This is a genomic window from Streptosporangium lutulentum (assembly GCF_030811455.1).
GTDB classification, from domain to species: domain Bacteria; phylum Actinomycetota; class Actinomycetes; order Streptosporangiales; family Streptosporangiaceae; genus Streptosporangium; species Streptosporangium lutulentum.
This window is the reverse complement of record NZ_JAUSQU010000001.1, coordinates 7,535,522-7,553,461: the sequence shown is the minus strand read 5'-3', so window position 1 is coordinate 7,553,461 and position 17,940 is coordinate 7,535,522. Positions and strand designations below refer to the sequence as shown.

Here is a 17,940-nt window from a genome sequence, read left to right as displayed (position 1 = left end):
TCGCCCCGTGCCGACTCCGAACCTCCACGCCACCTCTTAGATCACATGTCCTGCATGTCCCGGGACACGACAAAAGACAGTCCGTTGCATTGCCGAATTGTTCTCATAGGTATCAAGCGGCGGCGCCCCGCGCCGCCGTACCGGCTCGTTCCAGGAAGACCACCGAGGGGCGTTGGTCCAGGTGGGGCTGTCCTGAACGGTCATGCCCCGAGCTGCTGGTGCGGTTTGGGTTTACCGCCCATCCGGGGTTCAAGTCCCCGAGCCTCCGCAGTACGGAATGAGGAGCGTCGCGGCTGTGTGGCGAGCGTCGTGCACCCGGACGTCCCGGACTCCGGATTGCCTGAGGATCGTTTTCCCCACCGTCCAGTCCTCGGTGCGCTCGATCGGGCCGCCGTGCCGAGCGGTGAACACGAGGTCGTGATCCTCCCAGTGCTCCCCCGCTTTGAGGCGTTCCGCGGCTTGGATCTTGCGGTGTGCTTGAGAAACGCGAGCAACTCGGGAGGGCATTGGAGAGTGAGCTTGCTCTTGCCCTTGCGCTGCCGGAAGACGGTGCCCCCGCCCGTGCGCTTCGGGCACCTGTCGGCATGACTCGTGCGGTCCTTGAGGCAGGGCCTTTTGTCGTGTGGCAGCAACCGCCAGGCACGCCCGGCCGGCAGCCAGTACGCCAGCGCGTCGACGACCTCCCGAGGGGAGTGTTCGACCGGACGCCCACCCGCCTTACCCCGCTGGAACCAACGGGGTAAGGACTTCCCGCGCGGTATCGGACGGATACGTCGGATAGGCGGCACGCTTCCTCGTCATCGACGGCCCCGTACTCCACGCCGAGTCACTACACCACCAACATCTTCGTCCACGCACTTTTCGCACGACCTCTATGTTTTGTTCGAGTCTCCAGGGAAGATCATTCGCATAAAATCGCCGGGATAATGAGCCAGTTGCCGGACCTGACCAGTATTGACGTCTACCGCGTAGATGTGCTTACCTCCCAGCTTGTCCCAGGAGCTGAGTGTGACCTCGGATCCGCTCCGCCATAGGGAGACATTGGAGATGAGGCTGTCCTTCGGCAGGCCGCGGATGGCCACCTTCCGCAAGCTCCGCCCGGTCTTGGCGTCGAGAAGAGTGAGCTTGCGCTTCTTGAAGTCCTGTGCTTCGAAGGCGGCCACTGTGCGGCCGTTCGGGGCGAGCTCGCTGAACATGGCGAACACGCCGTCGAAGCGCACCGGCGCGCCTCCACCGGTGACGGGCATCAGCCACAGGTCGGTCTCGCGGTACCTGACCAACTCGGCGACGCCGTCCTTAATGCTGATCGTCTCGAACTTGCCCGGTATCGACACTGTTCTGCCGGTGCGCATGTCGATCAGCAGCCCGGGCTCCTTGCTTCCTCCGCGCGGGTCGAAAAACACGTAGCGTCCATCGTCGGAGACCACGAGCATGGAGCCCACGCCGATCCGTTCCTCCTTCACCGTGACGGAGGAGGTCACCTCGGAGCCGCTTATCAGGTCGCGGACCACGTGCGCCTGGGCCTGACGGTTGTAGTAGGCGAGCATGCGCCCGTCCCGGCTGATCGAGATGGGTGCGCGCCACCCCTTGGCGTTTCTGACGAGCGCCTGCGGCACCCGGTAGGTCGTGCCGCTGCGGGTGACCACCCGCCACTCGGTGGTGTTGCAGTCGGCCTCGCAGGGCGTCTGGTACCCGTAGCTGAGCGACTCCATCTTGCCGTCGGGCAGGTCGGGCACCGTATCCACGCGCTGTGGTGTGGCCGTGTAGTCGCCACGCGGCCCCAGCAGTGTCACGGACGCGGTCCCCACTCCCAGCGCCACGACCGCTGCGATGGCAGCCAGTGTCAGGGTGGTGCGTCGCCTGCGTCGGTGACCGGCGATGGCCAGGTCGGCCAGGCTCACCAATGGGGCCTCGTCGGCGATGCCGTCCAGCGCCTCACGCAGTTTTGTCATCGGGCCACCTCCTTCATCTCGGAATCGGACAGCAGGTGCGCCAGCTCGGGCGCGAGCATGCGCAGGCGGGCCAGTGCGTGATGGGCCTGGCTCTTGACGGTGCCGACCGAGCAGCCGAGCGCCTCGGCCGTCTGCGCCTCGGTGAGGTCCTCCCAGAAGCGCAGCACGATCACGGCACGTTGCTTGGGCGTCAATCTGGCCAGCGCCTGCCGCAGCACGATTCGGTCGAGTGCGGCTCCGTCGTAGGAGGCACCGCGTTCGGGCGGGTCGGCGCTCGGTAACTCGGGGTGTGGCCGGCGCTTCCAGGAGATGTACTGGTTGACCAGCGCCTTGCGCGTGTACGCCTCGGGATTGCCGTCTCTGGACAGTTTGGACCACTGCCCTACGATCTTGATCAGGACGCTTTGCAGCAGGTCCTCGGCAAGGTGGGCGTCTCCCGTCAGCAAGTATGCGGTCCGCATCAGCGCCTGCTGGCGGGCGAGCACGAACTCGCGGAAGCCGTCGTGACGATCCAATGTGATCTCCTCTCGCCCGTTCCCAACGCGACTCATCGGACGAAAGGTTGCAGTCCTTTCTCTTTTCTTTTTCTCTACGGCGAAACCGCCGCGCCGCCGTAAGTTGTGACACCGGCACTACCTGCAGTTGGGTCAGTTCCTCTGGTAGGGCCTGGCTGGGTGGGGACGGGCTGAGCGTGTCTGGGCGGACGAGCCGAGAGAGCGCGCGAAGAGCGCGAGTTCTGGGTGACCAACCGGGTGACAACGACCGCGGACGAGGCCGGACGCCGGTGGATCACCGTGGGCCGTACGCGCAGGTCGGGCCCGGTATCGGCCTTGGCCAGGCACCCATCTGGATCGCCTTGCAAGCAAGATGTCACTGGTTTGAGCCTAGGACGTCAGCCGAGGTCAGAAGTTCGAAATGCTCAGCGCCGCCGCTGCCACCCCGGCCACTCAGGCGAAGCATGCGGGTCGGGAAACGTTCGAGCGACGAAACGTCTGTCGACGGGGAGAACCAAGGCGTACAGGTACGGCTTGGCCCAGCGCGGCAAAGCGATAGGTGCCTGTTCCAGCCGCCGGCGTGGCCCGCCGGAACTCCGATGGGTAGCCACGCCGTCCCATGCCACCGTGCGGAAGGCTGCCTTCGGTTGGATGGTGAGGTACCTGCGGGGCAGATGCGGACGTCTTCGACCCCTGGTGACGGCGACCGGAAGCGGACATTTGCTCATACGACCGTACGAAGCATTCCGCGCTTTCGTAATAATCTTGGCGCATGCCAAATCGGGGGTTAAATCGGACGGGACCGGGTAAAGGCATCGCTCTTCTCCTCGTGATCGCTGTCGCGGCGGGCGTACTGGTGGCGGGCATCTGGCTGCCGGCGGTCGGCGGCGTCGGGCTCGGAGTGGTGGCCCTCACCGATGAATTTGATCTTAAAGCCAAGGATCTGGAGGAACCTCCGCTTGCCCAGAAGTCGACCGTGCTCGACGCGAATGGCAAGCAGATCGCGCAGTTCTACGACACGTACCGTGTGATCGTGCCGTTGGACAAGGTCTCCAAAGTCATGCGGGACGCGATCATCTCGATCGAGGACTACCGGTTCTACCAGCATGGGCCGATCGACATCGAGGGCACGATCCGCGCGCTGGCCAAGAACCTCACGTCGGGCGGGGTGAGCCAGGGCGGTTCGAGCATCACCCAGCAGTACGTCAAGCAGGTGCAGCTGAACAAGGCCGAGAGCAAGGTGGAGCAGGACAAGGCGCTGGAGGCCAGCTACGCGCGCAAGCTCAACGAGCTGCGGTACGCGATGGGCATGGAGCAGAAGTACTCCAAGGACGAGATCCTCGCGAAGTACCTCAACATCGCCTACTTCGGCGCCGGGGCCAACGGTATCGAGGCGGCAGCCAAGCAGTTCTTCGGCGTCTCGGCCTCCGACCTCGACCTCGCCCAGGCAGCGACCCTGGCCGGGGCCGTACAGGACCCCAATGCGACCTCTCCCAGTGCGGGCAAGAAGGCCAGGGAGCGACTGTTGGCCAGGCGCGACGTGGTGATCGGCCGGATGCTGGAGCTGAAGAAGATCACGCCCGCGCTGGCCGCCGAGGCCAAGGCCAAGCCGCTGGGTTACAAGGACACCAAGGTGCTCAGGGGCGGGTGTGGCACGAGCCCTTACCCGTTCTTCTGCATGTACGTGCGCGAGGACATCCTCACAAACCCGGCCTTCAAGGCGTTCGGCAAGACGCGGGACGCCCGCGAGAAGTACCTCGACAACGCCGGCCTCACCATCAAGACGACGATCAACCCGGCGATGCAGAAGGCCGCGGAAAAGGCGATCAGGGCGAAGGTGTACCCCACCGACTACCCGGTCGCCTCCCAGGCCCTGGTCGAACCGGGCACCGGAGAGATCAGGGCGCTCGCGACGAGCAGGAAGTTCGGGGACAACAAGCGCAAGAAGGAGACCTCTCTCAACTTCGTCGCCGACAGGGTTCACGGCGGCGCCACCGGTTTCCAGGCCGGCTCGACATTCAAGGTGTTCACGCTGCTGACCGCCCTGGATAAGGGCTACAAGATCAACGATGGGTTCAACGCCCCCGGCGGCTACCGGGCGCCCGGGTACTCGTCGTTCAAGGACTGCAAGGGCGGCACTCGCGGAGATCCCATCCACACCATCACCAACGACGAGGGCGACGCCGGTTTCCTGACTCTGCGCACCGGCACCGAGCAGTCGGTCAACACGTTCTTCATGATGCTGGAGCAGCGCGTCGGCCTGTGCGACGTGGTCACGACGGCCAAGGCGCTGGGCATCAAGCGTTCGGACGGCCTGCCGCTGCAGGAGGTCGAGACCTTCACGCTCGGCGTCAACGAGATGGACCCGGTCACTGTGGCCACCGCCTACGCAGCCATCGCGGCGCGGGGCAAGTACTGCGCACCGATGGCCGTCACCTCGATCACTGACCGCGAGGGCAAGACCACCACCTACAAGCCCAAATGCCGCCAAGCCATCGACGAGGGCGTCGCCGACGCCGCCACGGACATCCTCTCCGGTGTCTTCACCCGGGGCACCATGAGCGAGGTCGGCCCCATCGGCCGCCCCGCGGCCGGCAAGACCGGAACCGCCGACAACTCCTACACTGCCTGGTTCGCCGGGTTCACCCCCGACCTCGCCGGCGCGGTCAGCCTCGGCGACCCCCGCGGCCCGATCGATCACCCGCTAAGGGGGGTGACCATTGGCGGCCAGGGCTACTCCACGGTCTTCGGAGCCGACATCTCTGGGCGGATCTGGAAGGACACCATGCTCGACGCGCTGAAGGGCATCAAGAAGACCCCCTTCCACCCCGTGGACAGCTCCCGGTTCGGCGGCTGCAACAGCTGCGCGCCCCAGAAGCCCGAGCGCGACAAGGTCGACGCCGAGGGCGTGGACCTCGGCGACGCGCCCGGACAAGGCGACGGCTTTTGACGGGTCCTTCGCGGATCTCCTATGACTCCGGCGGGGCGCTCGACTCCTCAGGAAGACCATCGAGAGGCGTTGGTCCAGGTGGGACTGTCCTGAACGGGCAGGGTCAGAGCTGCTAGTGCGGTTTGGGTTTACCGCCCATCCGGGGTTCAGATTCCCGAGCCTCCGCAGTACAGAGGCCCTCTCCCGAAACTTGGGAGAGGGCCTTTTCCGATCTCTAGAGGCGTCGTGGTCGCAGTGCTGGTTGCGACGCTCAGGATTTTCCCCAGAGCGCGGAGGCCGGCCGTTCCCCGGCATCGCGCATGAGCGGTGTGGATGTGTGCGTGTATCGCTCGGTCGTGGTCATCCTCGTGTGACCGAGCACCTCTTGGACCACGCGGATGTTCACACGCTGCTCGATGAGGAGCGTCGCGGCCGTGCACCCGGACGTCCCGGACTCCGGATTGCTTGAGGATCGTTTTCCGCACCGTCCAGTCCTCGGTGCGCTCGATCGGGCCGCCGTGCCGAGTGGTGAACACGAGCCCGTGGTCCCCACAGCGACCACACCGTTCGCGAGCTTCTCGGCGACATCGCCACTACGCGCCGGAACGCGGGGCCGTCTCCCGCCTGATCCACTCCAGGTAGTCAGCCGTGCCGGCGACAAGTGCGACAGCGATGATCTGCGGCACCTCGTAGGAGCGCAGCTCCCGCACGCACCGAGCCAGATCCTCGAACCGTTCAGTGGTCGTCGTCATCAGCAACAGCCACTCGCCGGAGTGCTGGACCTCCCCGGCCCACCAGTAGGTGGACTCGATCGGCGCGACGATCTGCGCCCTCGCGGCCAGCCGGTGCTCCACCACTGCCGAACAAATCCGATCGGTCTCATCCCGGCTGCCGGCAGTGACGCGAACCTCGATGCAATCCGAAATATTTTCGATCATGCTGACTGTCTGCTCCCAGTTGCTGGGATTGCGCACCAGCACCTAATCGGGCTGCTCGGAGCCCATGGCCTCAAGCCTGGTGTGGCGGTCATCCCTGCCCAGGGGCGGGGAGGAGTTCAGCGATCAGGGCGCGAACACGAGTCTCGATCTCATCGCGAATTGGGCGGACAGCGATGAGACCGTGGCCGGCGGGGTCGTCCAGTTGCCAGTCCAGGTAGCGCTTGCCGGGGAAGATCGGGCAGGCATCCCCGCAGCCCATGGTGATGACCACGTCGGAGGACCGGACCGCCTCGGTGGTGAGCACCTTGGGGATCTCGGCGGAGATGTCGATACCGGACTCTTTCATCGCCTCCACCACGGCCAGGTTCACCTCATCGGCGGGGGTGGACCCGGCGGAGCGGACGTGAACGCGTCCTTGCGTCAGGTGAGTGAGGAACGCGGCGGCCATCTGGGAGCGGCCGGCATTGTGAACGCAGACGAACAGCACCGACGGGATGGCAGTACTCATGGGCGGGAACCTCCTTGCTCAGCGAAGGCGGCAGAGGCGAGAGCGACCTCATCACGGGAATCGCGGGATGGGACGTGTGCGGCGGTGGGAGCGGGCAGGCCGAACACGATGGTGACCAGGCCCAGACCGACAAGGGCGCCCGAGAGCTGGGCGGCGATGAACGGTCCGACCGAGGCCGGGGCGATGCCCGCGTAGGTGTCGGTGAAGGCCCGGCCGATGGTCACCGCTGGGTTGGCGAAGCCGGTGGAGGAGGTGAACCAGTAGGCCGCCCCGATGTAGGACGCCACCGCCATCGAGGCGAGGTGGGCGCGGCCGGTGCGGGCGAGGCCGAAGATCAGCACGATCAGTCCGGCGGTCGCCACCGCCTCGGCCAGCCAGAGATGGCCTGCGAAGCGTTCCTGGATCGACCAGCGCACCAGTGGCAGGGCGAACATGGCGTTGGCCAGCACCGCGCCGCCGATCGCTCCGCTGATCTGGACGAGGGCGTAGGCGGCTGTTTCCCACGTGGTCAGGCCTTGGCCGTCGCGGCGTCCGTTCCACCAGGCGGCGAGCGAGACCACGGGGTTGAAGTGCGCGCCGGAGATCGGACCAAGCAGGGCGATCAGTACGCCCAGGCCGAAGACGGTGGCCAGGGAGTTGGCCAATAGCGCTACCCCGCCGTCCTGGGTGAGCCGGGTGGCCTGGATGCCGGAGCCGACCACCACGGTGACCAGTGCCGCGGTGCCGATCGCCTCGGCGGCCACCCGCCGACCCAGCGGGACAACAGCAGGACTCACGCGCCGACTCGCGCGGGGACGGGGGCCTGCAGCAGGGCCGACAAGCGGTTCAGCGCAACGGGTTGCACCCAGTAGTACACCCAGGTCCCGCGCCGCTCGGAGTCGACCAGTCCGGCCTCGCGCAGCACCTTCAGATGGTGGGAGATCGTCGGCTGGGACACGTCGAACGGGCCGGTCAGATCGCACACGCATGCCTCGCCACCCTCGTAGGAGGCGATCAGCGACAGCAGCCGCAGCCGGACGGGATCCGACAGCGCTTTGAACATCCGCGCCAGCTCGGCCGCGTCCGCTTCGCCCAAGGGTTCGCGGGTCATCGGCGCGCAACACGTCTGATCGGGTTGGAGGACCGGCAGCACCTGTTTCGACATACGTCTATATTGACAGGCATCTAATCAGGTGACAACCTCGCCTATATCGACAGCCATCGATACAACAACGTTCGGAATGGGAGACCGCCATGTCCCGAGTCCAACTCGCCTTGCGCGTCGCCGACCTGGAAGGCTCGATCGCCTTCTACTCCAAACTGTTCGGCGTCGAACCGGCCAAACGCCGCCCCGGCTACGCCAACTTCGCCATCGCCGAGCCCCCGCTCAAGCTGGTCCTGATCGAAGGCGAGGCCGGCCACGACACCCGCCTGGACCACCTCGGCGTCGAGGTCGAAGACACCAGTCACGTCACCGCGGCCACCCAGCGATTGAAGGACGCCGGACTGGCCACCTTCGAAGAGAACGACACCTCCTGCTGTTACGCCCTGCAGGACAAGGTCTGGGTCCACGGCTCCGGCGCCGAGCCCTGGGAGGTCTACGTCGTCAAGGCTGATGCCGATGTCCTCGGCAAGTCCGCCAACCCTGAGAACCAGCAGGCTCCCTGCGTCTGCGGGCAGGCAGCCGACCAGAACATCGGCGAGGCCGCCGACCGTGCCCAGCCGGTCACCGTCGGCGCGAACTCCGGCTGCTGCTGACCCTCACAGTCGTACCGCGATCACCGCCGAATTGTTCTTGTGGTTATCAAGGGGCGACGGCGCTGCGCCTGCCGACGCACGCCGGGATGCTGCCCGGGGGCCGGTCCCGGCACGCGCGCAGGACTCCGGGCCGCCGCACGCGCGCCGCGCCGTACCCACGCCATCCGCCGGCCCTTGGTCGCACCGCCGCCCTCCATACAGCACGACGATCGCCATGGGGCGGCCGATATTCGTCGTGGCCAGGGGCGATCGAAGATCCAGGGTTCCGCCGTACCAGCTCGTTCCAGGAGGACCACCGAGGAGCGTTGATCCAGGTGGAACCGTCCTGAACGGTCATGCCCCGAGCCGCCGATGCGGAAGGGACCGGCCTGACGCGTGGGCCGGCCGGTCCCGCTTCGCCTCGTCGCCGCGGTGTGAGCCGTAGTCAGTTGCCGGGGGGAGGCGTGGCGTTACCGATGTCGAAGGCCGACGGATCGTCGACGACCTGGCACGGCGCGACGGGGCCGTCCGTCAGGCGACCGGAGAACTGCCAGGCGACCCCGGGGCGTTCGACGCTGGGCTCCACCGAGTTCTCCATCACCTCGATCAGCACGATCTGCCCGGGCTTGATGTGTCGGGGGTAGATCGTGATGCCGTTACCGGGACGGATGGCCTTGGCGGACGCCGTGTTCGTCGCCCGCTCGCGTACCCGGGCCTGCACGGCGGGGTCCTTGCTCTTGACTTCCTCGGGTGTGACGGTTCGGTCACCGGCGACGAAGGGAGCGCGCGTGTTTCCGCATCGCTTGCCCAGCGGAAGGTAGGTGATGTCCGCGGGGACACCCAGGTGGGCCATGTCCTCCTCGATCTGATCGGGGTCCCTGAACTCGTTGATTCGCAGGTTGATCGAGCCGTCCGGGTTCTTGGTCAGGGCGTACGCCGGGGTCTGCGGCCCGAACACCATCGGGACGGCGATGGCAGCGGCTGCGGCGAGCCCGACGACGGCTGCACCGCTCACGATCCTGCGGCGGTTCAGGCGGAGACGAGCCGGTGCGCGCCCCTGTGCCGCCCGTGCGGTGATCTCTGCCTTGAGTTCGTCGAGCAGTCTGTCCTCGAAAGTGCTGTTCATTTCGTTCCTTCCATCAGCGGAATGAGGCCGGGAGCCTGCTTAACGGCGCGCCGGGCCCGGTGGAGCCTCACCCGGGCGGTGCCTTGCCGGATGCCGAGCACGGTGGCGGCCTCGGCTGGGCTGAGACCGTCGACGGCCACGAGCTCCAGCAGGGCCCGGTCGCCCTCCGGCAGCGCGGCCATGGCCTCCAGGGCGCGTCGCGCCGGAGACTCGGCGTCGATTCGGTCCTCCAGCCGTGAGATGTCGTCGGCCTCCAGCAGTCGGCGCCCCGCGATCCGGCCGGTCGCTCGCATCTCTCTGGCGGAGCGTCGCCGCTCGGCCAGGACGGTGTTGCGTGCCACGCCGTACAGCCAGGCGATTTCGCTGCCCTTGCCGGGCCGGTAGGTGTGTGCCGAGTCCAGGACGGCGAGGAACACCTCCGCCGTGAGATCGGCCACGGCGTGTGGATCCGGCACGCGCCTCGCGAGGAAGCGGGTTACGGCCTCGACGTGGCGTCGGTAGAAAGTCTCGAAGGCCTCGGGGTCTTGGACTATGTCTGTCAGTCCCCTGTGTTCAGGCAGCACCGAAGCTCCCTTTGTCATACGTGCGTCTCATCACACCCTTGCTTGGACCGAGCAAGGCACACCGTTACACGAAATGCGCCTTTCGGTGCGGAGGCTGCTCGAATGGCGTGCCCGCTGTGTGCCCGATGGGGGCGGGAAACGAGGGGGAACAGCGGGGGTCACGGAGAGCGCGATCAGGGCGCGGAGCTGCGTCTTCGCCGGTCGTCCGAGATCGGTACGCGTCTTTGCAAGCAGGATTTCAAGAGTTCGGACTTCACCAGGCGTCTTGTCGGTTGCGGGCGCTACGGTCTGCCCCTATGACGATCAGCGAATCCCCCCGCCGCCTCGTGCTCAGTAAGGCCGGCGCGCCCGTCCTGGAGCCGGTGACCAAGCTGGGCGGCCAGCCGGTGTGGGTCGACAAGCCGCAGTGGCCGCTGTCCACCGAGCTGGAAACACCGATGATGTTCCTCGGCCAGTTCCGGCTTCCCGGGGAGGAGGTCCGGATGGCCTACCTGTTCATGACCGGCAGTGAGGACTACGTCGACGGCACTTGGGATAGCGAGGAGGGTGAAAACGCGCTGATCGTGCAGCCCGGACGGGTGCCGTCCTTCATCACGGTGACCGACGACGCCGAGGGCCCCACGATGAGTGAGGATCTGGCCGTCGAACTCGTGCCGGCCGGCGCTGCCGAGCTCGAAGAGGGCTGGGACGATCGGCTTGGCGGTCCTCCTGCGTGGATCCAAGACGAGGAGTATCCGCCCGGGGATTGGACCTTCCTGTTCCAGCTTGACGGCGGGGGCGAGTTCTACGATGTCAACTTCGGCGACGCCGGTATTGGCTACGGATTTCTCAGCGCCGACGGCGAAGAGGGCCGCTTTTTATGGCAGTGCTCATAGCGCCATGTCCCAGGACGTCCCTGACAGGATGCCTGGCCTGACGATCTGATTCCGGTGTCCGCTTCGGGTCGTCGATGTGATCGATGACCCGAAGATGAGAAGTAATGGATGGCGAAGCGAGGATGTGCACGTCGGCTGACCGAGGAGGAAGGCCGACGGCTTGATCGGCGACTCCGATCACCCCAGCCCTGTCGTGCCTGCCTATGAGCTGCGGGCCTACCTGCGCTGGGGCGGACCCACACCACAAGCAGCGTGATCCAACCCGGCCGACGTTCACGGCCGGCGCTGGGAAGTGGGAAACACCACCACAAGGTCTTCTCCGATCCCCTCGTCCAACGTTCGGGTGTGCAGGCGAACCCGGTATTTCCCCGCCTTCGGAAGGGCGACCGCGACCTCGATGCCCCTGCCCTTCAGGTGCACCCGTCCCGAGCCGAGAACCAGATCCGCGTCGACCACGTCGTCCCAGCCCTTGCGCCGGATCGGCGGGGCCGTACGCAGGACCTTCACCGTGACGCAGGTGGCGCCGTACTCCAGCGTCGTGCTGACCATGGCAGCACCCCCGTGGGCCACAAGCGGGCTGTCGGATTCGAGGTTCTCGTCATAAAGTGCGTCCAGGCTCGCCTGGCGCCCGTTGAAGATGTGGTAGCCGTCCCAGTCGGTGGGCAGGTGGACGGCCGTGGCCTGGCGGGAGGTCCGCAGCGCGGGCCAGGGATCGCGGCAGCCGCTCACGTACTGAGCGGCCTCATCCACCACCGCTTGCCGCCGCCGGGCTCGCTCCTTGGCGTCTCGCTGCTTGAGCTGAGCCGCCGTGAGCAGGAGGTCGGGTTGGTCACGTGCGACGACTTCCGGGCACAGGTAGACCAGCGCCTCGGCTCTCACCTTGCCGTCGCCTGCCGCGCAGCTCTTCCAGCCCCTGCCCAGGAGCTGCTGGTCCGTGACCGGGCTCCCGCCTCTGCTCCAGAACCGAATGTTTTCGTAGAGCCGCCCGTCTCCGGCCAGGCACAGATAAACGCGTCGGCGATCCTGCGGAGGGGTGTCGGCGAACAGGGGGATCGACGAACAGTCGGCATCGAGCCAGCTGTAGGTCATGTGGGGCTTGGCCTCGGGGGCGATGACCGCCATCGGAGCCAGGACCATCGGCGCGAGGAGCCATCGGGGCGAGCGCAGGGGCCCGGGATCCGGTGCGGTGCCGGGGCGGTTGAGCTCGTGGGCCGTCCGGGCGAGCCAGACCGGTTGGAAGACGGCCAGCACATACACGAGGTCGAACAGGACCACGCTCTCCGGAAAGTCGACGAGCTGGTTCAGGACGACGGCGACGGGGATGACCGCCAGCTGGCACGCTCCCAGGACCATCGTGGTCCTCCTCCAGCGGCCGTCGCGTCGCTGGGCGATGAGGGTCATCAGCAACCAGGCCAGCCCCACCGCCACGAGTGCCAGAATCACAGTGGAAAGCACGGGTGCGCCCCGGTCGGCGTAGCCGTCCCGGGGTACGGCTACGAGCACCCATGAAAGCATCGTGCTCAGCAGAGCGGTGGTGACCAGGATCAGGCGGAAGGCCGGTCCTGAGTGGGTCAGCACCTGCGCGAAGAGGATGACGATGGGCACCCACAGCACCACGTCGAACGCGGTCCTCACCTCGTCGGGGAGCGGTACCGGGATCAGTAGCCAGCCGACGTAGACATAGAGCAGGCGACGCAGCCACAGCGCGCGTCGCGGCAACGGCGCGGCATCGGCCGGTCCCTGGAGCACCTGCCAGAACATCCACGAATTGACCGCGCCCACCAGGAGCAATCCACCCAGCACCGCGAGCAGCGAGGTCTCGTCGGCGGAGCGGGAGGGCGGATACCACTGGACCACGGTCCAGGCCGGATCAAGGGAATCCCGGACCAGGCTGACGACGACCGCGACCACCACGGCCGTCATGTTGACGACTGCCGCTAATCGCCCCAGACGGTATCTCCGCACCGAATGCTGTCCTTTCAGTGAGAAAGGGCTGATCGTAATGCCCATCTGGCGGCGCCTGTGCGCGAACTGTTCACAAGATGATCAACCGAGATTTTCTCCAAGCCGCAGGGGCGCGCAAAAGGCCACGTGTGCGAGGAAAGACAGGCCGCGTCGCCAGTGGCCGGCCAGGGCGTGGTCGATCGTCAGTGGGGATTCGCAGCTCAATGGAGTGCGCTGACCATGAATGTTGGCCGGGCTTCCGGGGCCGACCCCAGCCCGGATTCATCTCTGAAGCGACGCACCGTCGAACCGGGTGAACATGGGTGAAACCTGAGCCCCATGTCAGCGGCCAGTTCCTCCCAGCCCCCAGCGCCGAAGGCCGGTTCGATGGGTGGAGGAACCAACGCGATGAGACGGTCAAGCGCGGTCTGATCGTCGCTCATGACCTGACTGTAGTAATGCTCTCCAGTTGCGATCCAGCCCCGTTCAATCCCGTTTCGAGGAGACCGGCCACGTCTGTCAGTCCAGGTGGGACTGATCGGGACGGGCAGGATCGGCGCTGCTGACGCGGTTTGGGGTTACCGCCCATCCGGGGTTCAAACCCCTGAGCCTCCGCAGGTCAGAGGCCCCCTCTCGAAGCCGCGAGAGATCATGACTGGCGCCCGGCGTCCCGGTCGGCCTGGTTCTGCTGCCACTGCTCCATGACCTGCCGGAGGGCCGCGTTCACGAGGAGCAGGAACTCGGCAGCGGCGCCGAAGCGGGCGCCGGCCGGGGTCTCGGCCACGAGGGTCTCCGCCGCGTGCTGCGACGCGGCGACCAGGGCGTCGTTCATGTGCATAGCCGCAAGGGTGGACCGGACCCAGAGCCCGTCGTCGATGACATAGCGTTCGCGGCGCCCGCCGGGAGCCCGTTCCCGCCTGATCAGTCCCTGCTGTTCGAGGAAGGAGACGGTCTGCGAGATCGACGCGGGACTGACGCGAAGCCGCTGGACCAGCTCGGCGGCGGTGAGGGTACCGGAGTCGGTGACATACAGGCAGGCCAGCACCCTGGCCGTCATCCGGGGCATCCCCTGCTGTTCCAGGAGCGTGGCGAAGGATTCCGTGAGGTTCCGGACCGCCTGGGGGTCACGCCCATGGCTGCTGTCGCCGACCGGCGGCGCCGGTGACTTGGCCTGCCTGTGCCGGCGCGCACGCTGCCTGGTGGCCTCCTGCGCCCGCTGCGCCGCGTAATCGTCGGGTCCGCCGTTGCGGGTGACCTCCCGCATGACGGTCGAGGCGGGCCGCCCGAGACGCCGGCCGATCTCTGCGAATCCGAGCCCCTCGGCCAGCCCCGCAGCGATGTGCCGACGGTCCTCATCGGTGAGTCTGTCTCCGGGCATCGGTGCTCGTCTCCCATCTGCCGGCATGCGCGGGGCTCGGCGCCCGCACTCCCGTCGCACAGTATGCATTCACTCGAAGTCCATTGCAATATCAATCTTGATCATCCATTGCATTCAGTGCCATATTTATTGCAATGCAAGCCATTTACTGCTTCTGAACAGGCTCATCAAGCCTTCTTTGCATGTTGACCAAAATATGAATGCAATGTACCTTTGCAGAAGTTCAGCGATCCATGAACGCCTGTCACGGCACGCGAGGCGCACTCCCTCAACGCTCACGGACAGGAACGTCTCGAAGGAGGAAGATGACCATGTTCGACACTGAAAAGGGCGGCTTCATCGCAAAGGTGATCGGCCCCAAGCAGCGGTGGCGTCAGTACAGGGCGCGCGTGGGACAACTTCCGCCGAACTACCGCGCGGCGGTCGACGCGATCGAGCGGTACCTGATGCACTTCGTGCCGACCGACGGCGACAGCGACGCGTCGAGGTTCGAAGACCTCGCCGAGCTGTTCGAACGGGCCGCGGCGGACGGAACACCGATCAGCGAGATCGTCGGGGGCGACCCGGTGAAGTTCGCCGAGGCGTTCGTCCAGAACTACTCCGACGGTGGCTACGTCCCCGCCCGTTCGCGGAAGCAGCTGACCGACGCCATCACGCGCGCCGAGGACGAGAAGCCCCGATGACCGCGCGCACGACCCCCGAGCCGGCGATCCGTGCACGGGGCCTGGAGAAGCCGCACAGAACACCTACCACGAGCAGAGGGACCACATGACGAAGAACAGCACGTCCTCGATCGATGCGACGTGGACCGGCATGGTGCCGGTCGATGACACGGCCCTGGCCGTCACCGACACCGGCGGCCCCGGTATCCCCGTGGTCTACCTCAACGGCCACGTCGCCACCCAGGGGTACTGGCGGCGGGTCGTCGCCGATCTGAGGGTGGGGTGGCGGCACATCACCTACGACATGCGGGCCCGCGGCAAGTCGAAGCGTTCGGCGGACTATTCGTTCGAGACGAACGTCCGGGATGTCGATGCCGTTCTCGCGGCCAGAGGTGTGGACCGGGCACTGGTGGTGGGCTGGTCCTACGGGGCGTTCGTCGCGGCACACTGGGCCGGCCGGAATCCCGACCGTACCGTGGGCGCGGTCCTGGTCGACGGCGCCCAGCCGCACGACTGGATCGACGAGGTCGATGTCGAGCAGATGCGGAAGCTGTGGCGGCGGTTGAGCTGGTTGATGCCGCTGCTGCGCCCGACGGGCCTGGCTCCGCGGATGACCGCCGAACAGATGGCCAACAGCAACATCGAGGCCGGCGAGATCGCCCGCAAGCGCGAGCTGGGCCCCGTGCTGGACAACATCACCGTCCCGACCCGGTATGTGAACGCCTCGGGGTCGTCCTTCGGAAGCAAGGGTGATGAGCAGGAACGCATTCGCGCCAGTCTCGATCAGGTGGTCGAGCGCAACCCGAACATCAAGATCAGCGCGAAAGTCCCCAGCAACCACGGCGCCATCCTGCGCAAGGACTTCCGCGCCGTCGCCGAGGCCGTACGCGAGGTCGCCGCGCTCGACGGCGGAGGGCGCTGAGGACATGACCGGCGGGTTCACGATCGGCCACGCGGCGGCGTTCGCCGGTGTCACGCCGAAGATCGTGACACCGGCACGACCTGGTCGACGAACCTCGCTGCGTTCGCGCCATCGGATCGATCAACGCGTTACGCACCCAGCGCCCGCCGTACACCAGCCACCCCGCCGCACCGAGGCCGCACCGCCGCCCGTCTATCGCCGTCGGGCTCGTATCACCAAGAAAACAGCGGCGACGGCCAAGACCACAAAAAACAAAATTTCGAGCCAGCCCAGACCAACATGTACGTCCCTTCCAGGCGAGATCACTGGCCTCTACGGTGTTCGCCCGGACGAGCTTGGTCAAGGCCGTTCGCGCTCCTGACTGGAGTTCAGCTCACGGCCTTCGTGACGAGGGCGGTGATCGTCTTCGCGGCTTCGTCGCTCAACTCGGTCACGGCGAAGGACGTGGGCCACAGGCCGCTGTCGTCGGCGAGGTTCGCTTCTGCGGTGAAGCTGAAGGTTGAGTAGGGCTCTTTGTCCACGTGCCCGCTACGGAAGAAGCACACAACCTTCCCCTTTCTGGCGTAGGCCGGCTGTCCGTACCACAGCTTCGGCGACAGCTCCGGGGCTTGGGTGGTGACAATGGCGTGGAGGCGTTCGGCCACTGCGCGGTCCGACGGCTCCGGGCCTTGGCCCCAAAATGTGGACACCAGCTGTCATGCGGCGAGCAGGACCCTATCGGACCGCTGCTCGTAGGTGATCGGGCTGAGGTAGTTCAGGCTGGAGTGCCTCCTTCGGGTGTTGTAGCGAGTGATCCACTTGAAGACCTCCAGGCGAGCCTGGCGGGCCGAGGACCAGCGTTTGGCGCCCTGCAGCGTCTCGCGTTTGAGAGTGGCGTTGAACGCCTCGGCGGCAGCGTTGTCCGCGCTTGTCCCGACGGCGCCCATCGACTGGCGAACACCGAACTCCTTGCACACGGCGGCGAAGTCGGCGGAGGTGTATTGCGCCCCGTGATCGGAGTGAAAGACCGCCCCGGCCAGGTCACCACCCCGCGTGGCGGCGGCTGCCCGCAGCGCGTCGGTCACCAGCTCGGTGCGCATGTGATCGGCGATCGACCAACCAGCCAGGCGACGTGAATGCAGGTCCAGCACCGTCGCGAGATACAAGAACTGTCCCTCACCGACGGGCAGATAGGTGATGTCGCCCACGTACCGCTGGTTCGGCGCGGCCGCGGTGAAGTCCCGCTTGATCAGGTCGGGCATCTTCTGATGGGAGGGCTCGGGCACCGTGGTGCGGACCCTCTTACGCAGATGCAGCCCGACGATGCCGAAGACCCGCATGATCCGCGCCACCCGCTTGTGATTGACCCGCCGGCCCGCATCGCGCAGCTCGGCAGTCACCCGCGGGCTGCCGTAGGTGCCATCGAAGTCGGCGTGGATCTGCCTGATCTCCGCCGCGAGCGCAGCGTCGGCCGCCGTCCGCACCGCCCTCGCCGGTGTGGCGGCCACCCACCGATAGAACCCCGACCGGGAGACCTCCAGCACTCGGCACAGTCGCTTCACCCCGAAGGCGTCACGGTGATCGGCAACGAACTGGAAGCGACTCACCAGTTCGTCTCCCCGGCGAAATACTTGGCCGCCCGCCGCAAAATCTCGCGCTCCAGCTCCAGTTCCCGGATCCGGGCCCGCAACTGCTTGTTCTCCTCTTCCAGCACGTTGCCGGAGGTTACCAATCCCGTCGGCGGCCTCTTCACCGAGCCCGTCTTCGGAGCAGTGCCGGCAGACCGCGCCTGGTGCACCCACAGGCGCAACGTCTCACGGTTGACGCCCAGGTCCTTGGCCACCGACGCGTACGTCCGCGACGGGTCCGACAGATACAACGCGACGGCGTCTGTCTTGAACTCAACTGAGTAGGCCTTCATGGCCACGAGGAACTCCTTGGTCTCCAGATCTCT

Annotated in this window: 19 protein-coding genes; 5 read left to right on the top strand and 14 right to left on the bottom strand. The window is 66.4% G+C overall.

What is annotated here, in order from left to right; all coding sequences use genetic code 11:
- Positions 1–872 precede the first annotated feature (872 nt).
- Together J2853_RS33935 and J2853_RS33930 are read right to left on the bottom strand one after the other, a co-directional pair.
- Positions 873–1,952, bottom strand: coding sequence for a hypothetical protein (locus J2853_RS33935; protein ID WP_307564786.1), 1,080 nt, complete (start codon positions 1,950–1,952; stop codon positions 873–875).
- Positions 1,949–2,467: a SigE family RNA polymerase sigma factor gene (locus J2853_RS33930; protein WP_307564785.1), complete on the bottom strand. Its 519-nt coding sequence runs from the start codon at positions 2,465–2,467 to the stop codon at positions 1,949–1,951. Before J2853_RS33930 ends, J2853_RS33935 begins: the two co-directional genes overlap by 4 nt.
- Before the next feature lie 808 nt (positions 2,468–3,275).
- On the opposite strand from J2853_RS33930, the gene J2853_RS33925 reads away from it, so the two are divergent.
- Positions 3,276–5,396: a transglycosylase domain-containing protein gene (locus J2853_RS33925; protein WP_307564784.1), complete on the top strand. Its 2,121-nt coding sequence runs from the start codon at positions 3,276–3,278 to the stop codon at positions 5,394–5,396.
- Positions 5,397–5,646: 250 nt separating this feature from the next.
- On the opposite strand, the gene J2853_RS48010 is transcribed toward J2853_RS33925, so the two are convergent.
- The 5 genes from J2853_RS48010 to J2853_RS33905 form a co-directional block, all read right to left on the bottom strand.
- Complete coding sequence (locus J2853_RS48010) at positions 5,647–5,928, bottom strand: tyrosine-type recombinase/integrase (protein ID WP_370879550.1); 282 nt, start codon at positions 5,926–5,928, stop codon at positions 5,647–5,649.
- Between the two features lie 40 nt (positions 5,929–5,968).
- A complete protein-coding gene (gene cutA, locus J2853_RS33920; protein ID WP_307568916.1) occupies positions 5,969–6,313 on the bottom strand; it encodes a divalent-cation tolerance protein CutA in 345 nt (114 codons plus the stop codon).
- A gap of 88 nt (positions 6,314–6,401) precedes the next feature.
- Positions 6,402–6,821 carry an arsenate reductase ArsC gene (locus J2853_RS33915; protein WP_307564783.1) on the bottom strand — a complete coding sequence of 140 codons (420 nt, stop codon included), beginning with the start codon at positions 6,819–6,821 and terminating at the stop codon, positions 6,402–6,404.
- On the bottom strand, positions 6,818–7,597 hold the full coding sequence (locus tag J2853_RS33910) for an aquaporin (RefSeq protein ID WP_307564782.1): 780 nt from the start codon (positions 7,595–7,597) through the stop codon (positions 6,818–6,820). Before J2853_RS33910 ends, J2853_RS33915 begins: the two co-directional genes overlap by 4 nt.
- On the bottom strand, positions 7,594–7,965 hold the full coding sequence (locus tag J2853_RS33905; RefSeq protein ID WP_307564781.1) for an ArsR/SmtB family transcription factor: 372 nt from the start codon (positions 7,963–7,965) through the stop codon (positions 7,594–7,596). The genes J2853_RS33910 and J2853_RS33905 overlap by 4 nt, the downstream gene beginning before the upstream one ends.
- An 89-nt stretch (positions 7,966–8,054) precedes the next feature.
- On the opposite strand from J2853_RS33905, the gene J2853_RS33900 reads away from it, so the two are divergent.
- On the top strand, positions 8,055–8,558 hold the full coding sequence (locus J2853_RS33900) for an ArsI/CadI family heavy metal resistance metalloenzyme (protein ID WP_307564780.1): 504 nt from the start codon (positions 8,055–8,057) through the stop codon (positions 8,556–8,558).
- Between the two features lie 424 nt (positions 8,559–8,982).
- Here J2853_RS33900 and J2853_RS33895 read toward each other — a convergent pair whose 3' ends face one another.
- Entirely contained in the window at positions 8,983–9,663 is a 681-nt protein-coding gene (locus J2853_RS33895; protein ID WP_307564779.1) for a hypothetical protein, read from the bottom strand.
- Entirely contained in the window at positions 9,660–10,244 is a 585-nt protein-coding gene (locus J2853_RS33890) for an RNA polymerase sigma factor (RefSeq protein WP_307564778.1), read from the bottom strand. The genes J2853_RS33895 and J2853_RS33890 overlap by 4 nt, the downstream gene beginning before the upstream one ends.
- A 278-nt stretch (positions 10,245–10,522) precedes the next feature.
- Here J2853_RS33890 and J2853_RS33885 point away from each other — a divergent pair, with 278 nt between their 5' ends.
- Positions 10,523–11,101: a YwqG family protein gene (locus J2853_RS33885; protein ID WP_307564777.1), complete on the top strand. Its 579-nt coding sequence runs from the start codon at positions 10,523–10,525 to the stop codon at positions 11,099–11,101.
- Between the two features lie 273 nt (positions 11,102–11,374).
- Here J2853_RS33885 and J2853_RS33880 read toward each other — a convergent pair whose 3' ends face one another.
- The 3 genes from J2853_RS33880 to J2853_RS33870 form a co-directional block, all read right to left on the bottom strand.
- Positions 11,375–13,066, bottom strand: a complete 1,692-nt coding sequence (locus tag J2853_RS33880) for a hypothetical protein (RefSeq protein ID WP_307564776.1) — start codon at positions 13,064–13,066, stop codon at positions 11,375–11,377.
- A gap of 200 nt (positions 13,067–13,266) precedes the next feature.
- The gene (locus J2853_RS33875; protein WP_307564775.1) at positions 13,267–13,488 is read right to left on the bottom strand and encodes a hypothetical protein; all 222 of its coding nucleotides are present in this window, start codon (positions 13,486–13,488) and stop codon (positions 13,267–13,269) included.
- Positions 13,489–13,694: 206 nt separating this feature from the next.
- Positions 13,695–14,423 carry a GbsR/MarR family transcriptional regulator gene (locus tag J2853_RS33870; protein WP_307564774.1) on the bottom strand — a complete coding sequence of 243 codons (729 nt, stop codon included), beginning with the start codon at positions 14,421–14,423 and terminating at the stop codon, positions 13,695–13,697.
- A gap of 311 nt (positions 14,424–14,734) precedes the next feature.
- Between J2853_RS33870 and J2853_RS33865 the strand changes: the two genes are divergently transcribed.
- Positions 14,735–15,106 carry a DUF1048 domain-containing protein gene (locus J2853_RS33865; protein WP_307564773.1) on the top strand — a complete coding sequence of 124 codons (372 nt, stop codon included), beginning with the start codon at positions 14,735–14,737 and terminating at the stop codon, positions 15,104–15,106.
- Positions 15,107–15,191: 85 nt separating this feature from the next.
- Positions 15,192–16,007, top strand: a complete 816-nt coding sequence (locus J2853_RS33860; protein WP_307564772.1) for an alpha/beta fold hydrolase — start codon at positions 15,192–15,194, stop codon at positions 16,005–16,007.
- Positions 16,008–16,375: 368 nt separating this feature from the next.
- Here the strand turns inward: J2853_RS33860 and J2853_RS33855 are convergent, their stop codons facing one another.
- Positions 16,376–16,651 (bottom strand): DUF1801 domain-containing protein, encoded by a 276-nt coding sequence (locus tag J2853_RS33855; protein WP_307564771.1) that lies wholly within the window; start codon positions 16,649–16,651, stop codon positions 16,376–16,378.
- Positions 16,652–16,702: 51 nt separating this feature from the next.
- A protein-coding gene (locus tag J2853_RS33850; protein WP_307568558.1) for an IS3 family transposase occupies positions 16,703–17,913 on the bottom strand; the annotation gives its coding sequence in 2 pieces (ribosomal slippage) (positions 16,703–17,604 and positions 17,604–17,913; 1,212 coding nt in all).
- Between the last annotated feature and the right edge of the window lie 27 nt (positions 17,914–17,940).